Origin of the sequence: Duganella sp. BJB476 (assembly GCF_003416895.1) — a bacterium.
Taxonomy (GTDB): Bacteria; Pseudomonadota; Gammaproteobacteria; order Burkholderiales; family Burkholderiaceae_D; genus Rugamonas.
The window spans coordinates 151,683-167,014 of record NZ_QVIO01000007.1; the positions used below are offsets into that span (position 1 = coordinate 151,683).

The 15,332-nt window shown below is 62.7% G+C and carries 19 protein-coding genes; 6 read left to right on the forward strand and 13 right to left on the reverse strand.

What is annotated here, in order from left to right:
- The 4 genes from cyoE to D0T21_RS24720 are packed head-to-tail and all read right to left on the reverse strand — an operon-like array spanning position 1 to position 3,417.
- Positions 1-894, reverse strand: a complete 894-nt coding sequence (gene cyoE, locus D0T21_RS24705; protein WP_116992406.1) for a heme o synthase — start codon at positions 892-894, stop codon at positions 1-3.
- Positions 895-913: 19 nt separating this feature from the next.
- Positions 914-2,080, reverse strand: a complete 1,167-nt coding sequence (locus tag D0T21_RS24710) for a heme A synthase (protein ID WP_229211631.1) — start codon at positions 2,078-2,080, stop codon at positions 914-916.
- Positions 2,081-2,084: 4 nt separating this feature from the next.
- Positions 2,085-2,702: a redoxin domain-containing protein gene (locus D0T21_RS24715; protein WP_116992404.1), complete on the reverse strand. Its 618-nt coding sequence runs from the start codon at positions 2,700-2,702 to the stop codon at positions 2,085-2,087.
- Positions 2,686-3,417 (reverse strand): SURF1 family protein, encoded by a 732-nt coding sequence (locus tag D0T21_RS24720; protein ID WP_116992403.1) that lies wholly within the window; start codon positions 3,415-3,417, stop codon positions 2,686-2,688. The genes D0T21_RS24715 and D0T21_RS24720 overlap by 17 nt, the downstream gene beginning before the upstream one ends.
- A gap of 39 nt (positions 3,418-3,456) precedes the next feature.
- Here D0T21_RS24720 and D0T21_RS24725 point away from each other — a divergent pair, with 39 nt between their 5' ends.
- Positions 3,457-3,660 (forward strand): twin transmembrane helix small protein, encoded by a 204-nt coding sequence (locus D0T21_RS24725; RefSeq protein ID WP_116992402.1) that lies wholly within the window; start codon positions 3,457-3,459, stop codon positions 3,658-3,660.
- 81 nt (positions 3,661-3,741) lie between these two features.
- Here D0T21_RS24725 and D0T21_RS24730 read toward each other — a convergent pair whose 3' ends face one another.
- The 7 genes from D0T21_RS24730 to D0T21_RS24755 all read right to left on the reverse strand — a co-directional run bounded on the left by D0T21_RS24730 (position 3,742) and on the right by D0T21_RS24755 (position 9,665).
- A complete protein-coding gene (locus D0T21_RS24730) occupies positions 3,742-4,602 on the reverse strand; it encodes a cytochrome c oxidase subunit 3 (protein WP_116992401.1) in 861 nt (286 codons plus the stop codon).
- A gap of 16 nt (positions 4,603-4,618) precedes the next feature.
- Complete coding sequence (locus D0T21_RS24735) at positions 4,619-4,822, reverse strand: DUF2970 domain-containing protein (RefSeq protein ID WP_116992540.1); 204 nt, start codon at positions 4,820-4,822, stop codon at positions 4,619-4,621.
- Between the two features lie 11 nt (positions 4,823-4,833).
- Positions 4,834-5,391, reverse strand: a complete 558-nt coding sequence (locus D0T21_RS24740; protein ID WP_116992400.1) for a cytochrome c oxidase assembly protein — start codon at positions 5,389-5,391, stop codon at positions 4,834-4,836.
- Position 5,392: 1 nt separating this feature from the next.
- On the reverse strand, positions 5,393-5,506 hold the full coding sequence (locus D0T21_RS32565; protein WP_307720730.1) for a cytochrome oxidase small assembly protein: 114 nt from the start codon (positions 5,504-5,506) through the stop codon (positions 5,393-5,395).
- Positions 5,503-7,092 carry a cytochrome c oxidase subunit I gene (gene ctaD, locus D0T21_RS24745; protein ID WP_116992399.1) on the reverse strand — a complete coding sequence of 530 codons (1,590 nt, stop codon included), beginning with the start codon at positions 7,090-7,092 and terminating at the stop codon, positions 5,503-5,505. The genes D0T21_RS32565 and ctaD overlap by 4 nt, the downstream gene beginning before the upstream one ends.
- Positions 7,093-7,107: 15 nt before the next feature.
- Positions 7,108-8,343 (reverse strand): cytochrome c oxidase subunit II, encoded by a 1,236-nt coding sequence (gene coxB, locus D0T21_RS24750; protein WP_116992398.1) that lies wholly within the window; start codon positions 8,341-8,343, stop codon positions 7,108-7,110.
- Between the two features lie 395 nt (positions 8,344-8,738).
- On the reverse strand, positions 8,739-9,665 hold the full coding sequence (locus D0T21_RS24755) for a methyltransferase domain-containing protein (RefSeq protein ID WP_116992397.1): 927 nt from the start codon (positions 9,663-9,665) through the stop codon (positions 8,739-8,741).
- Positions 9,666-9,736: 71 nt separating this feature from the next.
- Here D0T21_RS24755 and D0T21_RS24760 point away from each other — a divergent pair, with 71 nt between their 5' ends.
- Genes D0T21_RS24760 through D0T21_RS24775 form a run of 4 tightly spaced genes read left to right on the forward strand, consistent with a single transcriptional unit; the run spans position 9,737 to position 12,321 of the window.
- On the forward strand, positions 9,737-10,504 hold the full coding sequence (locus D0T21_RS24760; RefSeq protein WP_116992396.1) for a ComF family protein: 768 nt from the start codon (positions 9,737-9,739) through the stop codon (positions 10,502-10,504).
- 21 nt (positions 10,505-10,525) lie between these two features.
- Complete coding sequence (gene trmL, locus D0T21_RS24765; protein WP_116992395.1) at positions 10,526-10,996, forward strand: tRNA (uridine(34)/cytosine(34)/5-carboxymethylaminomethyluridine(34)-2'-O)-methyltransferase TrmL; 471 nt, start codon at positions 10,526-10,528, stop codon at positions 10,994-10,996.
- Between the two features lie 4 nt (positions 10,997-11,000).
- Positions 11,001-11,738: an ABC transporter substrate-binding protein gene (locus tag D0T21_RS24770; RefSeq protein ID WP_116992394.1), complete on the forward strand. Its 738-nt coding sequence runs from the start codon at positions 11,001-11,003 to the stop codon at positions 11,736-11,738.
- Positions 11,739-11,778: 40 nt separating this feature from the next.
- On the forward strand, positions 11,779-12,321 hold the full coding sequence (locus D0T21_RS24775; protein WP_116992393.1) for a hypothetical protein: 543 nt from the start codon (positions 11,779-11,781) through the stop codon (positions 12,319-12,321).
- 8 nt (positions 12,322-12,329) lie between these two features.
- On the opposite strand, the gene D0T21_RS24780 is transcribed toward D0T21_RS24775, so the two are convergent.
- The gene (locus D0T21_RS24780) at positions 12,330-13,349 is read right to left on the reverse strand and encodes an aldo/keto reductase (RefSeq protein WP_116992392.1); all 1,020 of its coding nucleotides are present in this window, start codon (positions 13,347-13,349) and stop codon (positions 12,330-12,332) included.
- Between the two features lie 101 nt (positions 13,350-13,450).
- Here D0T21_RS24780 and D0T21_RS24785 point away from each other — a divergent pair, with 101 nt between their 5' ends.
- A complete protein-coding gene (locus D0T21_RS24785) occupies positions 13,451-14,377 on the forward strand; it encodes a LysR family transcriptional regulator (RefSeq protein WP_116992391.1) in 927 nt (308 codons plus the stop codon).
- Here the strand turns inward: D0T21_RS24785 and D0T21_RS24790 are convergent.
- On the reverse strand, positions 14,374-15,315 hold the full coding sequence (locus tag D0T21_RS24790; RefSeq protein WP_116992390.1) for a DMT family transporter: 942 nt from the start codon (positions 15,313-15,315) through the stop codon (positions 14,374-14,376). The genes D0T21_RS24785 and D0T21_RS24790 overlap by 4 nt on opposite strands.
- Positions 15,316-15,332: the final 17 nt, after the last annotated feature.

Here is a 15,332-nt window from a genome sequence, read left to right on the forward strand (position 1 = left end):
TCAGTATTTGAAGTAGTGATCCACCAGCAGCGCCAGGAACAGCAGCGACAGGTAGATGATCGACCAGGTGAAGGCCTTGCGGGCGATCAGGTCGGTGTAGTGGCGGTAGATTTTCCACGCGTGATGCAGGAACACGGCGTTCAGCGCGACGGCGCTGGCCAGGTAGATCAGGCCGCTCATATGCACCGCGTACGGCAGCAAGGTGGTGGCGGCCAGCGCGATCGAATACAGCCAGACGTGGAACTGCGTGAACTTCATGCCGTGCGTGACGGGCAGCATCGGCAGGCCGGATTTGGCGTAGTCGTCGCGGCGGTACATGGCCAGCGCCCAGAAGTGCGGCGGCGTCCAGACGAAGATGATCAGCACCAGCAGCCAGGCTTGCATCGGCACGTCGTTGGCGACGGCGGCCCAGCCCAGCGCCGGCGGCATGGCGCCGGACAGGCCGCCGATGACGATGTTCTGCGGCGTGGCCGGCTTCAGTATCATGGTGTAGATGATGGCGTAGCCGACGAAGGTGACAAAGGTCAGCCACATCGTCAGCGGGTTCACCAGCGCGTACAGGATCCACATGCCGGCGCCGCCGATGACGGTGGCGAAGATCACGGTTTGCGTGACGCTGATGTCGCCCATCGCCATCGGGCGGCGGGCGGTACGCGCCATGCGGGCGTCGATCTCGCGCTCGGCCAGGCAGTTGACGGCGAAGGCAGCGCCGGCCAGCAGCCAGATGCCGACGGTGGCGGCCACCAGCAGGCGCCAGTCCGGCATGCCGTCGCTGGCGAGGAACATGCCGATCACGGCGCAGAAGACGGCCAGTTGCGTGACGCGGGGCTTGGTCAGCGCCCAGTATTGGGAGGCGCGGCTGGCGGGTTTGGATGTGGCGGTGTGTGTGGTCATTAGTGGGGCTTAGTGATGCTTACTTTTGCCGGGCAGCGGAAGCGTGCGGGTTTGCCGCGCCCGAGGCTGCCTTTTTTGCAATATCGTACTGGTACTTAGCCTTGTAGTTTAACATGGTCAGTAGCAGGACCAGCAGCGCCGCCCCGGCGTTATGCAGCACCGCGATCGCCAGCGGGAAGCTGAGGTAGATGGTGGCGATGCCGGTGGCGATCTGCGCCGCCAGGGTCAGCGCGAGATAGCGGGCGGTTTTATGCAGCGCCCGGTGCTCCCAGGCGCGCCAGGCCGTGTAGCCGGCCACCAGCGCGACCAGCATGCCGAAGTTGCGATGCACCCAGTGGATCGCCGTCAGCGCCGCGAACGGCAGGTAGTGACCGGCGGCGGTCTTGCCCAGCTCGCGCCACAGCGTGAAGCCGTGTTCGAAGTCCATGTCCGGCACCAGCTTGCCGCCGCACAGCGGGAAATCGGTGCAGGCCAAGGTGGCGTAGTTGGTGCTGGTCCAGCCACCCAGCGCCAGTTGCACCAGCAGCAGGATGGCCGAAGCGCCGGCCAGCAGGCGGATGTTGCGCATCGCCGGCGGCGAGGCCGTCACTGTGCGCACCGGCGCGATCAGCTGGTTCTGGCGGCCACCGTACCACGCCAGCAGCGCCAGCAGGCCCATGCCCAGCAGCAGGTGGGTGGTGACGATCACCGGTTGCAGTTTCAGGGTCACGGTCCAGGCGCCGAACGCGCCTTGCAGGCAGACGAACAGGAACAGCACGGTAGGCAGCCACGGCGCGTACTCCACGCGCTCGCCTTTGGACTTGCGCCATTGATACCAGGACTGCGCCATCATCGCCACGATCAGCACGCCGATCGCCATCGCCAAATAGCGGTGGATCATCTCGATCCAGGCCTTGAACACGGTCACCGGGCCGGTCGGCAGCAGCGCTTCGGCCGCCGTGATCTGCTCGTGCGCCAGGAAGGGATTGGCGGCGCCGTAGCAGCCCGGCCAGTCCGGGCAGCCGAGGCCGGAATCGGTCAGGCGCGTGAAGGCGCCGAACACGATCAGGTCGAAGGTCAGGAACACGCAGACCCAGACCAGCTTGCGGTATTTGTTGGCGTCGGACGAGGTCCACACCAGCGACAGCGGCAGCAGCGCCACCAGCAGCGCCGTCACGGCCATTTGAGCGAGAGTGGTCGAGTGCATGGGGTCAGCCTATCGCGGAAGCCTTCAGCAGCTTGCTGATGTCCTTGTGAACTTTCTTCACCTTCTCGGTGTCGCTGGAGACGGCGCCTTTCGGGAAGCGCATCATCAGGTTGCCCAGCGGGTCGATCAGGTAGACGTGGTCGGATACGCGGTCGCCGGCGCCCTGCTCCAGCGGCAGCCACTTATCGATCACGGCGGCCGGCGCGCGCAGCATGCGGGTGCCGTCGTTGACGCGCATCAGCAGCGTATCGAGCGGCTGGTCGTCGGTGATCATCCACACGCGCTCGATGCGCTCCATCTCCTTGCCCTGCATGGTGCGCAGCTGGCGCATGGCGAACAGCTGGTCCTGGCAATCCTGCTTGCAATCGGACGGGCCGACCTTGAGCATGATCCACTTGCCCTTGTAGTTCTCCAGCGTGGCCGGCTTGCCGTCCAGCGTGGTGCTGGCCATGGCCGGGATAGGATGGTCGCGCGGGTCGATCAGCGCGCCGAAATTGGTCACGCCGCCCTTGGGCTTGATGACGTAATAGGTGAGATAAGAACCCACCAGCGGCGCCGCGCACACGGCCAGCACCAGCAACAACTTCCAACGACCACGGCCTTGATTACTTTTGTTTTCCACGTCTGAATCCGTTCACCACAAAGAAGATAACAGCCATCGCCGACAGTGCGTACCACTGGAAGGCATAGCCCTGATGTTTTTCCACGCCCAGCGCCGGCGCCGGCCAGTCGCGCACCATCTGCGCGTCGTCGCCGGCCGGCTGGGCCGCGGCGGTTTGCTCGATCACGAACGGTTGCATGGTCAGGCCGCTGTCCCTGGCCACTTGCAGCGGATCGGCGTTCTGCACGATGGCCTTGGGCGTCAGCGTCGGCGTCTTGGCCAGCTCCATCACATGGCCGGCGTCCAGCCGCGCCGTGCCTTGCAAGGTCACGGTGCCGGCCGGCGTGGCGTAGGCCGGCAGCCTGGCGCGATCGGCCGGATCGCGCGGCAGCCAGCCCCGCGCCACCAGCACATGCATGCCCGTTCCCGCAATTTTAAACGGCATCAGCAGGTAAAAACCGGAGCGGCCCGCCGACGGGCGATTATCCAGGTACAGCGGCCAGTTGGCGACGAATTCGCCGGTGACCGACACGCGGCGGAACTCCACCGCCTCGGCCGCCAGCGGCGCGCCGTCCAGCTGCACAGGCGCGCTGGCGTTGCCCTGGGCCAGCTTGGCCTGCAAGACGATTTTCTGCGCGGCGCGGCGCTGCTGCCAGTTGCCCAGCTGGACGCCCAGCGCGACCACCAGCACGGTCGCCACGAAGGGGATCAGTTTAAAACGGAACGCAATACCCATTACAATGGAACCTTCATCAATTCACTCTCCTGCCCCGCCATGAAAATTGCTGTCGCCATCGCGTTCATCCTGATCATCGGCAGCCTGGCTTCCGCGTTCTACTTCCTGATGCGCGACAAGGGCAAGAGCAACAACACCGTGCGCGCGCTGGCGGTGCGGGTGGGCTTGTCGATCGCCCTGTTCATCGCCCTGCTGGTCGCGCACAAGCTCGGCTACATCCAGCCCACCGGCATCCGTGGCTAAAATAAAAAAGCCGCATCCGGTGTTGACCGATGCGGCTTTTCTTCAGCGCCGCAGCAGCATCGCTGCGGCATTATAGCCTCGTTACAGCCAGTATACGACGACGTACAGGCCCAGCCACACAACGTCCACAAAGTGCCAGTACCAGGCCGCGCCTTCGAAGGCGAAGTGGTTGTCGGCCGTGAAGTGGCCCTTGAGCACGCGGAACAGCACCACCGACAGCATGATCGCGCCCATCGTCACGTGGAAGCCGTGAAAACCGGTCAGCATGAAGAAGGTCGAACCGTAGATGCCCGAGGTCAGTTTCAGGTTCAGTTCGGTGTAGGCGTGGTGATATTCGAAGGCCTGGAAGCCCATGAAGATCGCGCCCAGGGCGATGGTGGCGAACAGCCAGAACGCGGTCTGCGCGCGATGGCCGGCGCGCAGCGCATGGTGCGAGATGGTCAGCGTCAGGCCCGAGGTTAGCAGCAGCGCGGTGTTGATGGTCGGGATAGGGAACGGACCCATGGTCTTGAATTCCTGCACCGTGCCGGCCGGACCGACGTTGCCCCAGTGCGCGGCGAAGTCAGGCCAGATGAACTTGTGATCCAGGTCGCCCAGCCAAGGCATCGAGATGGTACGGGCATAGAACAGCGCGCCGAAGAAGGCGCCGAAGAACATCACCTCCGAGAAGATGAACCAGGCCATCGACCAGCGATAGGAGTGGTCCACGCGCTGGCCGTACTGGCCGGCTTCGGATTCCTTGATGGCGTCGCCGAACCAGAAGTACAGCACCGAAATGATGGCAGCCAGACCAATGAAGTTCACGGTCGGGCCCCACGATACGTCATTGACCCAGGCCGAAGCGCCGATCATGGTGGTCAGCAGGGACATGCCTGCGAGCAGCGGCCATTTGGATGGACCAGGCACGAAGTAGTACGGTGCCGAGGCGTTGTGTGAACTCATCTTCATCTCCCTAAATTTATTTTGAAACTACAACCTTAACGATAGTGATCAGCAGTCCAATAAAACATGCCACGCCGATCAAGGCCGCGATGATGATGTGCACCGGATTCAGCTTGGCCGAATCGGTGTCGAAATCGCTTTTGCGGCGCAGGCCAAAGAACGACCAGAACACCGCTTTCATCGAATACATGAACGACGCTTGTTTCTTCTTCTCTTCCATGGCGCCCACCCTTACTTGGATGCGGTCTTGTCCAGACCGCCCACCTCGAAGAAGGTGTACGACAAGGTGATGGTCTTCACTTCCTTCGGCAGCGCCGGATCGATGAAGAACACCACCGGCATCTGCCGTGCTTCGTTTGGCTTCATGGTCTGCTGCTTGAAGCAGAAACACTCGACCTTCTTAAAATGCGGCATCGCGCTTTGCGGTGCGTAGCTCGGTATCGCCTGCGCGCTGACTTCGCGATTCTGGGTGTTGACCACCTCATACATCACCGTCGCCAGCTCGCCCGGATGCACCGTCATGCTGCGCGTCACCGGACGGAAACGCCACGGGCCTTGCGCATTGCCGTCAAACTCGATCACCACATCGCGCGTCTTGTCGATTTGCGTGTTGGTGTCGGCGCTGACCGTGCCGTCCTTCTGCGTCAGCACGTTGATGCCCAGCGCCTCGCAGATCTGGCGGTAGAACGGGTTGAGCGCGTACGCAAACCCGAACATCAACACCGCCACCACGATCAGCTTGCCCAGCAGCGTGCGGTTCAGCCCGCCTGTTTCCTTATCTTCGCTCACGTCAGCTCAGCCACATCCGCTTGACAAACACGGACAGGAAAAAGAACAGGGCCACGCCGGCCAACAGCAGGCCGGTCCTTGCGTTATTCGGCTTCTTCTGTTCGCTCATGATCATTTGAACTGCGGTGGCGTTTCGAAGGTGTGGAACGGCGCCGGCGATGGCACGGTCCACTCCAGGCCTTCAGCGCCATCCCATGGCTTGTCTGCGGCTTTCTTGCCGCCACGGATGGTTGGCAGGATCACGAAGAACAGGAAGAACACCTGCGACAGACCGAAACCGAAAGCACCGATGGTGGCGATCATGTTGAAGTCGGTGAACTGCGCCGAGTAGTCGGCGTAGCGGCGCGGCATACCTGCCAGGCCCAGGAAGTGCATCGGGAAGAAGGTGACGTTGAAGGTGATCAGCGACAGCCAGAAGTGGGTCTTGCCCATGGCTTCGTTGTACATGTGGCCGGTCCACTTCGGCGACCAGTAGTAAAAGCCGGCGAACAGCGCGAACAGCGAACCCGCCACCAGCACGTAGTGGAAGTGCGCCACCACGTAGTAGGTGTCTTGCAGCTGGATGTCGATCGGGGTCACAGCCAGGATCAGGCCGGTGAAACCGCCGATGGTGAACACGAAGATGAAGCCGACGGCGAACAGCATCGGGGTTTCGAAGGTCATCGAACCCTTCCACATGGTGGCGATCCAGTTGAACACTTTAACGCCGGTCGGCACCGCGATCAGCATGGTGGCGTACATGAAGAACAGCTGCGAGGTCACCGGCATGCCGGTGGTGAACATGTGGTGGGCCCAGACGATGAACGACAGGATCGCGATCGACGCGGTGGCGTACACCATCGACGCGTAGCCGAACAGCTGCTTGCGGGCGAAGGCCGGCAGGATCTGCGAAACGATGCCGAAGGCCGGCAGAATCATGATGTAGACCTCCGGGTGGCCGAAGAACCAGAAGATGTGTTGATACATCACTGGGTCGCCGCCGCCGGCAGCGTTAAAGAACGAGGTGCCGAAGTGACGGTCGGTCAGGGTCATGGTGATCGCGCCAGCCAGAACCGGCATCACGGCGATCAGCAGGTAGGCGGTAATCAGCCAGGTCCAGCAGAACATCGGCATTTTCATCAGGGTCATGCCAGGCGCGCGCATGTTCAGGATGGTGACGATGATGTTGATCGAACCCATGATCGACGAGGCGCCCATCAGGTGCATCGCGAAAATCGCCATGTCCATGCCTGGGCCCATCTGGGTCGACAGCGGCGCGTACAGCGTCCAGCCGGCCGCGGTGGCGCCGCCAGGGACCAGGAACGAGGTCGCCAGCAGGATGGCCGCCGGTGGCAGCAGCCAGAACGAGAAGTTGTTCATGCGGGCGAAGGCCATGTCCGACGCGCCCACTTGCAGCGGGATCATCCAGTTGGCGTAGCCGACGAAGGCCGGCATGATGGCGCCGAACACCATCACCAGGCCGTGCATGGTGGTGAGCTGGTTGAAGAACTCAGGCTGGAAGAACTGCAGGCCCGGCTTGAACAGCTCGGTGCGGATCATCAGTGCCAGCACGCCGCCCGAAAGCAGCATGATGAACGAGAACCACAGGTACAAGGTACCGATGTCTTTGTGATTGGTGGCGAACAACCAGCGCGACAGACCATGGGGATGGTCGTGAGCGTGATCGTGATCGTGTGCGTGATCCAAGGTGCTAGTGCTCATTTGTAACGCTCCTGATTACTTACGTGCAGCCACAACTTCGGCTGGTTGAACGATGTTTTCGGCGGCCTTGTTCGACCAGCTGTTACGGGTGTAGGTAATGACAGCCGCAATATCCGTATCCGACAGTTGCTTCCATGCCGGCATTTCAGCGCTGTATTTGCCGCTCTTCTTACCGTGCAGCAGAACGTTGATCTGTTCAGCTTTAGGACCGTTGACCGTTTCCGAACCGTCCAGCGCGGCGAACGTGCCTGGCACGCCCTTGCCGTTGGCCTGGTGGCAGACCACGCAGTTGGTCGAGTAGACTTTCTCGCCTTTGGTTTTCAGCTCGTCGATGGTCCAGGTTTTAGTTGGATCGTCAGCCAGCGCGGCCATTTCTTTTTTCTTGCCGTCGACCCAGACCTTGTACTCGTCGTCGGTGACGACCTTGACCACGATAGGCATGAAGGCGTGTTCTTTGCCGCACAGCTCGGAGCAATAGCCGCGATAGACGCCGGTGTGCTCAGCCTTGAACCAGGTGTCGCGCACGAAGCCTGGGATGGCATCCTGCTTGACGCCGAAGGCCGGGATCGACCACGAGTGGATCACGTCGTTGGCGGTGGTGACCATGCGGATTTTTTTGTTCACTGGAACGACGACATCGTTGTCGACTTCCATCAGGTAGTTGTCGCCGCGCTTCTCGGTCGGCTCGAAGCCCGGGGCGCCCACTTGCGAGCGTGGGGTCGACAGGGTCGACAGGAAGGAAATGCCTTCGCCCTCGCCCTTCAGGTAGTCGTAGCCCCACTTCCACTGCATGCCGGTCACTTTGATGGTGATGTCGGCGTTGGAGGTGTCTTTCATGCCGACCACGGTGCGGGTCGCAGGCAAGGCCATGCCGATGACGATCAGGAAGGGCACCACGGTCCAGGCGATTTCAACCGCGGTCGATTCGTGGAAGGTGGCCGGCTTGTGGCCCAGCGATTTGCGGTGCTTGAAGATGGAGTAGAACATCACGCCGAACACGGCGACGAAGATGACCAGACAGACCAGCATCATCCAGGTGTGCAGATTGTAGATTTCGGTCGCGATCTGGGTCGCTGGAGGTTGCAGATTAAGCTCGCCGGCAACGGGACCGCCGGTACCGCCGGTCGCTGCGGCGTAAGTGCCTGCCGTGCCTACCGCGCTTGCCGCCTTGTCAGCCGCCCACGCTGGGATACTTGCCGCCGTTACCGACAGCCCGAGCATCAACGATTGAAGTCGCTTCGCATGTTTCATGTTTTCCCCAACCACCCAAGAAATTAAAATATTTTTTTAACGACTCCGGATTTCGGTGAACTGAACCGGCGCCGCTCCTTAAACAACTTCAGGCCCCTTGCCAGTCTCGTCCGAAAAATTCTTCATGACGCGACCCCGGCGGGACCTTGAGGCCTTCCACATCATCCCCACATACTGCCCAGGGACAACGCAAAAGCCTGATTCTGCTTAATTCAAATGCTCGTTCGTGCTCGTTTTTGCCTGCCTATTGCTCCGCTCGCTGGTTTATAGCTGGCGACGTGACTTGCTGGCAAAATTAGTCAATGATTATATATAACAACATCGCCCCGCTCAAGAAATAATCCAAATCACAACTATGGCGTAGCCCGTGGCACCACAGTGTGCCCGCAAAGCCGCTACTGGCGCGGCTTTCGTGGTAAATCAAATCGGATGATCGCTTCGCCCTTGGAGGTCATTTTGGGCGCCGGACGGAAGGCATGGCCGTAAATCACCTCGAAAGTCAGGCCCAGCTTGCCATCCGCGCGACGGCCTTTTTCCAGCGTGGCCAGCATGCGCTGCCACGCCTGTTTGCCCATCAAACCGCGCCGCAGCGTGCTCATTGGGTTGCCGCCCAGCGCGCGCACGTCGGCCAGCAGCGCTTGCGGCGTGTCGTAGGTGACGGTGATGACTTCCATGTCCAGCACCGGTGTCGAAAAGCCAACTTCCACTAACTGGTCGCCAAAATCGTGCATATCGACGAAAGGCAGCACGTGCTGGGCCAGGTCGGCCTCGGCAAAGGCGGCGCGCAGTTCGCGGAAAGTGTCCGGGCCGAAGCAGGAAAACATCAACAGGCTGTTCACGCGCAGCACGCGGCGCCACTCGGCGAACACGCGGTCCGGCTGCGGATGCCAGTGCAGCGCCAGGTTGGACCAGACCAGGTCCACCGTGTTCGGCCCCAGCGGCAGCTCGGCGAAGTCGCCGCACAGCAGGTCGACGCCGGTCTTGGCCGGCAGCAGCTTGCTCAGCAGCTGGTTCAGCGACGATTGTTTCGCCGCCGGGCCTTGCGCGGCGCGCACCATGGCTTCGGCCGCATCAATACCGAGTATTTGCGCGGCCGGATAAGATTTCTGCAACAGTGCCAGATCGGCACCGGCGCCGCAGCCGGCGTCCAGCACGCGCTGCGGGCCGACCTTGATCAGTTCCAGCCGGTCGAACATGCGCGACGCGATTTCGCGGCGCAGGAAATCGGACGGCGCGATGCGCTCGGGACGGTTGAACAGCGCGCGCACGCGCTCCTGGTCGATCGGGGCGCTCAGCTTCGGGGGATTTGCGGGGACTTGCATGATGTGGTTCGGTGTAGTGCGATAATGTCGGCAGTGTACATGGTTGAACGCAAACGCGTCCTGGAGCTTCGATGCTTGCCACTCCGAGAATCGGCACAATCGGCACAATCAGCGCCCTGCTCCATCGCAGTGGATCGGCCTTGCTGCGCGGCCTGCTACCGGCCTCATGCGCACTGTGCGCCGCCGCCAGCGGCGAGCTGCTGTGTCCCGCCTGCGCCGCCCAGTTCTTCGGCGCCGAGGCTGCCGTTGTTCGTTGTCCGCGCTGCGCCAATCCCTTGCCGGACTCGGCGCAAGGCCAGCTGTGCGGCAGCTGCCGCGTCGAACCGCCGGCCTTCGACGTCACGCTGGTCGCCGCCGATTACGCCATGCCGCTGGACCAGCTGGTATTGCAGCTGAAATTCGGCCACCGTCTCGCTCTGGCAACACTGTTTGCCCGCCTGCTGCGCGACGCCGTCCTGCAACAGCCCGGCTTCACCTTGCCCGCCCTGCTGTGCCCGGTACCGCTGGGGCCCCGCCGGCTGGCCGAACGCGGCTACAATCAAGCCCTGGAGATCGCGCGGCCGCTGGCGCGCAGCTTGGGCGTGGCGCTGCATCCGCGGCTGGCCAGCCGCGTGCAGGAAACCGCGGCCCAGAGCAGCGTCGCCCCCGAGCAGCGGCGGCACAACATTGCCGGCGCGTTTGCGATCCCGGACGCCGCGCTGGTGCGGGGCCGCCACATCGGCGTCGTCGACGACGTCATGACCAGCGGCCGCACGCTGAACGAACTGGCGGCAACGCTGAAGCGCCACGGCGCCGCGCGCGTGAGCAACCTGGTGTTTGCCCGCACGCCGCCACATTGAATTTGAAAGAGGAGAACCACTTTGTTTCACGTCGTACTAGTCCAACCCGAAATCCCCCCGAACACCGGCAATGTGATCCGGCTGTGCGCCAACACCGGCGCGCAACTGCACCTGATCGAGCCGCTGGGCTTCCCGCTGGAAGACTCCAAGCTCAAGCGCGCCGGCCTGGACTACCACGAATACGCGCAGATGAAAGTGCACCCGGACTGGTCGGCCTTCTTGGCCGAGGTGCAGCCGGACCCGGCCCGCATGTTCGCCATGACCACGCACGGCTCGTCGCCGTTCGCCGACGCCGCCTTCAAGCCGGGCGATGTGTTCGTGTTCGGCTCGGAAACGCGCGGCCTCGATCCGGCCTTCCGCGAGACATTCCCGCCGGCCCAGCGCATCCGCCTGCCGATGCGCCCCGACAACCGCAGCCTGAACCTGTCGAACACGGTGGCCGTGGTGGTGTTCGAAGCCTGGCGCCAGAACGGCTACGCCGGCGGAGCATAAGGCCATGCTGATCCGCTCCGCCCTGTTGTGCCTGATGCTGCTAGCCAGCGCGCACGCGGCGGAGCCGGTGACCTTGTACACGGAAGACTATCCGCCCTTCAGCTGGGTCGACAAGAGCAGCGGCAAGGTGGTCGGCCTGGCGGCCGACATCGTCACCGAACTGATGCAGCGGGCCGGCGTGCCGACCACCCAGCCCATCGTCGCGCCGTGGGCGCGGGCAATGGTGCTGACCATGAGCACCGCCAATTCCTGCCTGTACACCACGGCCCGCGTGCCCGAGCGCGAGGACAACTACCAGTGGGTCGGCCCGATCGGCCAGAACAACTGGGTGCTGTTCGCCCGGCGCGACGACCACATCAAACTCAACAGCCTGGACGAGGCGGCCGGCTACCAGATCGGCACCTTCATCGGCGACGCCTCGGTGACCTTCCTGCGCGAGCACAAGCTGCGGGTGGCGATCGTGCCCAACGACAGGCTCAATCCGCCCAAGCTGCAAAAGCAGCGCATCAAGCTGTGGTCGGTGGGTCGGATGTCGGGCCTGTTCCTGCAACGCGAACTGGGCATCGACGACTTCGAACAGGTGCTGTCCTTCGCGCACGCCGAGATGTACCTGGCCTGTCACAAGGACATGGACAAGGCCGAGGTGGCACGGCTCAACGACATCCTGCACGGCATGTATCGCGACGGCACCATGCGCCGCATCTACGTGCAGTATGGCTATGAGAAGGAAATGCCGCGCTAAAATCACGCAACCTTACAACCGTCCACCTCATCTTCTGAGCATGCATTCAATTTCAAAATCCCTGTTTATCGCTATCGGTCTGGCGCATGGCCTTGCGACGGCCGCCAACATCCCCGACGTCGTCATGCGACTTTCCGATTCGTACGCGGCTTCCCGGGAAGAGTATGCGCGCTGGTTCTTCGCAGGTTTTACCCATCCGGTAGGCGGGATTTCGACCAACCTCGACCTGATGAGGGATGCCTATACCCAAGGCCAGTCCTATTGGCGCGAGCATGCCAACGAGCGCGATCAAATCTTTTCGGGATATGGCTATCAAGCCGTGGAGGCCGACGGCGTATGGTCGCGAGGCTTTGAGAAGAGCAGTTTCGTTCCCGTCAATAGCCAGCCTGGGAAGTGGTGGATGACATCGTTTGGCGGTGTGAAATGGACTGAGCTCGGGACCAACCACGCCGATGCGCCATCAGGTCAAGCTCAAGTCCATATCGTTGGCTATCTCAGCCCTCGAGGCGGTTACGGCCACCTTGGCATGTATGAGCAAGAGGTACTGGTCACATCGTTCACTCTTCTTCACCAAGGGCCGTAAGCGAACGGTTAGCGATCGATCGGCAACGGTGCCGTAGCAGCCACTAGTTGCTGTTCGCGCAGTTCGCGCCAGAAGCCGGCTGGAATCTCCACCTTCAACGCCGCCATGTCTTCGGCAATGCGCTCCGGCCGGCTGGCGCCAGGAATCGCTGCGGCGACGGCGGGATTGGCCAGCGAAAACTGCAAGGCCGCAGCCTTCACCGGAATGCCGTAGCGGTCCGCAATCGCCTTGATGCGCGCCACCTTGGCCACGATCTCAGGCGACGCCTGCTGATACTCGAAGTGCGTGCCTCCAGCCAGGATACCGGAGCTGTACGGGCCGCCGACAACGATGTCGACCTGCCGCGCCGCCGCTGCCGGCATCAGGCGCTGCAAGGCGCGCTCGTGATCGAGCAGCGTGTAGCGGCCCGCCAGCAGGAAGCCGTCCGGTTGCGCTTCGCTCAGGTCCAGCGTCAATTCCAATGGCTCGACGCGGTTGACGCCCAGGCCCCATGCCTTGATCACGCCCTCCTCGCGCAGGCGGGTCAGCACGCGGAAGGCGCCGGTGCGCGCGATCTCGAACTGCGCCAGCCAGCCATCGCCGTAGAAATCCTGCGCCACGTCGTGCACCCAGACGATATCCAGGTGATCAGTGCCCAGACGCTTCAGGCTGTCCTCGATCGAGCGTTGCGTGGCATCGGCCGAGTAGTCGTTGACGATTTTGTTCGGACGGCCGAACTCGAACAGGCCGCCCTTCTCGCCCAGGTCGCGCTTGCTGGTGTCCTCGGTTTCATCCAGGATCAGGCGGCCGACCTTGGTGCTCAGCACGTATTCATTGCGGGGGCGCTTGGCCAGCGCCTGGCCGAGACGCATCTCGGACAGGCCCGCACCGTAGAACGGCGCCGTGTCGAAAAAGCGGATGCCCTGGTCCCAGGCCGCATCGACGGTTGCGGCCGCCTCTTGCTCGGGAATATTGCGGAACATATTGCCCAGTGGGGCGGTGCCAAAACCCAGTACCGCGTTGTGCGGCAATTTATCCTTGAGACTCATGGTGTAAATCCTTTTCAGTTGAACGATGAGGCAAGTCTAGGTTGCTTTAGTCAGTCTGTCTAAGACATAATTAGCCACACTTAAGTCACGAAAGGTCTTACATGTTGGACTTGCGACAACTCCATTATTTCGTCGTGGTGGCCGAAGAGGAGCATGTGGGGCGGGCGGCGGAACGGCTGCACATCTCGCAATCGCCGCTGAGCCGGCAGATCGCGCAACTGGAAGACAAGCTGGGACTGGTGCTGTTCGAACGCTCGCAGCAGCGCATCCGCCTGACCGCCGACGGCAAGGTGTTCCTGGCCGAGGCGCGCGCCTTCCTGACCCATGGCAACCGGCTGGAATCGCTGGCGCGCCGCCTGGGCAAGGGTGACGAAGGCGGACTGTGCATTGGCTATCTCGAGAACGCCGTGCATTCCGGCGTGCTGCCGGACGCGCTGCGCGAACTGCGCGCGCACCGGCCGGCGGTCCACGTGGCGCTGTACAACTATCATTCGCCCGAACAGCTGGAAGGCCTGCGTCAGCGCAGCCTGGATATTGCGCTGGTCTGCGCACCACCGGCCGCCGACGATCCCGACCTGGATCGCATACAGGTGCTGGACGATCCGATGCTGCTGGCGGTACCGGAAGGTCATCCGCTGGCGCGGGCAAAGAAAATCAAACCGGCCGACCTGGCCGATCAAAAATGGATAGGCGTGGTGCACCGCGATCATCCGCTGCGGCATGACCAGTTCATCGCGGCCTGCGCCAAGGCTGGCTTTACGCCGACCATCACGATGGATGTCGCGGAGCCGCAGGCGGCGCTGGGCATGGTGGCGGCTGGATTGGGACTGGCGGTCATACAGGAGAGCTTGCGCTATCAGGCGCCGCGCGGCGTGGTGCTGCATGAACTGCCATGGTTCAGCTACCGCACGCCACTCTGGCTGGCCTGGCACAAGGTCAACCTGCGGCCGTTGGTGGAAATCTTCCGCCAGACGCTGCTGGAAACCAGCAGCCTGCGACTGGATGCGCAGCCTGTCGCTGCCGGTTAAGCAGGACAGCGGGTGGGCCGCGGCTCCGTGTGCAACCACACCGACCACGCCACGCCGGCGATCAGCAGCACGATAGCCATGACCTCCAGAATGCGCGGCGCTGAATGCTGGTAGAGATAGCCGTACAACATGCCGAACAGGATCTCGAACAGCAGCAGTTGCCCGGACAACGTCACGGGCACGCGGCGACAAGCCATGTTCCACAGCTGGTTGCCGATCACCGAGGCGCCTGCGGCCACCAGCGTGATCAGGCCCCAGAAGCGCAGCCAGTCGCGCGGTGGCGCGGTGGCTTGCTCCGCGCCACCGATGCAAAACATCACCAGTCCCATCGCCAACGCCACCAGGCCGCTGGCGATGCCGAACAGACCGGACCAGTCGCCGCTGCTGAAGCGCGGGTTGCGCTTCAGGAAGCGTGTGTTGTCGACGGCATACCAGGTCCAGCTGACCAGCGCGCCAACGGCGCACAACATCCCTGTCGCCACGGTCGGCCACGCGGCATGTCCTGGCGGGCTGGCAAACACTTCGACGTTGATACACACCATGCCCACCGCCACCAGCGCCAGCGGCCAGGCCAGCACGCGCAGCGACACCGAGCCGTGATCGCGTTGGCCCAGCAACGATATGCTCAAAGGCAGCAGACCGATAATCAGGGAAGCGGCCGACACGCCAGCCAATTGCACACCACACGACAGCAGCAGGTAGTAGACGACATTGCCAGCCAAGGCATAGCGTAGCAGTACCCAATAGTCGGCGCGGGTCAGCCGGCGCAACAGGCCGCCGAGGCGCGGCGCCAGCAGCACCAGCGAGATCAACGCGTAGGCCACGTAGCGTCCAAACATCAGCTCGAACGGGGAAAAATCCGCCAGCCATTTCGGCAGCACAAACACCATGCCCCACATCGATCCGGCCGCAAGACCGCACAACACGCCGTACCACATACCGCCTCCTGTCATTG